Here is a 1,118-nt window from a genome sequence, read left to right as displayed (position 1 = left end):
CGCGTAATCTCCCCCCCTGGAGGGGGAGATGGCCGGCAGGCCAGAAGGGGTCCTCGCGCGTAAAGCGCCAACCCGCTCGGCGCCCCCCTTGGCGTCGCGTCCGGTCGAACCGACCCCCTCTGTCGCCTTCGGCGACATCTCCCCCTCGAGGGGGGAGATTAACGGTCGCCAACCTTGCAAATCTGCGCTGCGCGGACGATGGTGACGCCATGACTGCCGCCTCCCCCAACACCCCGATCGATATCGCCGAGCTGCTCGCCTTCTATGCCAGCGCGGGCGTCGACGAGGCGCTGGAAGACGCGCCCATCAACCGGTTCGCCGAGGTCAGGCCCAAGCAAGCCGAGCGCGCGCCGGCGCCGGCCGCGCCCGTTCGGGAAAGCAGGCTTCAAGAAAGACAGTCATCCGGGCCCGACGCCAACAGGACAGCGGAGCGGCAGCCGTCTTCGCCCGGGCTGGATGCAAGCGGAATACCGGATGCGCCTGCGCGTCCAATGGCCGCCGCCACGGTGCCCGACGAGGGGCAGGTTCTGCTCGCGCGGCAACTGGCGACCAGCGCCTCGACGCTCGACGAGTTGCGCCGGCATATGGCGGCCTTCGACGGCTGCAATCTCAAATTCACCGCCAAGAACCTGGTCTTCGCCGACGGCAACCCGAATGCCGATCTGATGCTGGTCGGCGAGGCGCCTGGCCGCGACGAGGATTTGGAAGGCCTGCCCTTCGTCGGCCGCTCCGGCCGGCTGCTCGATCGCATGCTGGCCGCGATCGGCCTCGACCGGACATCGGCCTATATCGCCAACGTCATCCCCTGGCGCCCGCCGGGCAACCGCACGCCGACGCCGCACGAGACGGAGATCTGCCGCCCGTTCATCGAAAGGCAGATCGAGCTGGTCAATCCGAAGGTGCTGGTCAATCTTGGCGGCCCCTCCGCCAAGACGCTGCTCAACACCACCGAGGGGATTCTCAGGCTCCGCGGCAACTGGCGGGTGCATACGACGGCTTCCGGCACCGCGATACCCGCGATGCCGACGCTGCATCCGGCCTATCTCTTGAGGACGCCGGCGCACAAGAAGCTGGCATGGCGGGATTTTTTCGAGGGCAAGGCGAAGCTGAGGGCGATT

General features: G+C 67.8%; 1 protein-coding gene. It reads left to right on the top strand.

The genetic code is table 11. The features are described from left to right. Nucleotides 1–209: 209 nt before the first annotated feature. Nucleotides 210–1,118, top strand: a 909-nt coding sequence (locus EOA38_RS37395) for a uracil-DNA glycosylase (protein ID WP_145966329.1), incomplete at its 3' end; no start/stop codon positions are given.

Origin of the sequence: Mesorhizobium sp. M1E.F.Ca.ET.041.01.1.1 (genome assembly GCF_003997355.1) — a bacterium.
In the GTDB taxonomy this organism is placed as follows: Bacteria; Pseudomonadota; Alphaproteobacteria; order Rhizobiales; family Rhizobiaceae; genus Mesorhizobium.
Note: the sequence above shows the minus strand (reverse complement) of the source record. Positions and strands in the feature narration are given on the sequence as shown.